This is a genomic window from Acinetobacter sp. Ver3, from assembly GCF_000632455.1.
Taxonomy (GTDB): domain Bacteria; phylum Pseudomonadota; class Gammaproteobacteria; order Pseudomonadales; family Moraxellaceae; genus Acinetobacter.
In genome coordinates this window covers 1-384 of record NZ_JFYL01000198.1, presented here as the reverse complement: position 1 = coordinate 384, position 384 = coordinate 1, and the positions used below count along the sequence as shown (strand labels likewise).

Genomic DNA, 384 nt, shown 5'->3' with positions numbered 1-384 from the left:
GAGTCAGAGTAACCAATCATGACCTCGTGCTTGTTTTGAATATGTTGTTTGTACCAATGCATACTGAATAAAGTATTCATGGTCGAAGCTGCGCCATCTAAATCTTTTAACGTTTCAAATAATGGAACTACACGCAGAGGTTGCTTAATACCTGCTTCTTTTTGGAGTAATAGAACCGCCAAAACGTCACTTGGATATTCCGCCATTGAAATAATATAAGCACCTAGACTTTCAGCAGGTAATTAAAAAACTGTTGTTTCTAGATAATAAAACAATCTTAGAACAACTCAGGAGACGCTTCCCATGCTATCTCGTTTATTAAAAGCTAAAATCCACCGTGCAGTTGTAACACAAGCTGAACTTCATTATGAAGGTTCATGTGCA

General features: G+C 37.2%; 1 protein-coding gene and 1 pseudogene. One reads left to right on the top strand and one right to left on the bottom strand.

What is annotated here, in order from left to right; genetic code table 11:
* Window positions 1-239: pseudogene (locus CL42_RS16360) on the bottom strand (phosphoenolpyruvate carboxylase); the annotation flags it as partial.
* A 64-nt stretch (window positions 240-303) separates the two neighbouring features.
* Here CL42_RS16360 and CL42_RS16355 point away from each other — a divergent pair.
* A partial coding sequence (locus tag CL42_RS16355; RefSeq protein ID WP_035271143.1) for an aspartate 1-decarboxylase occupies window positions 304-384 on the top strand: 81 nt, incomplete at its 3' end.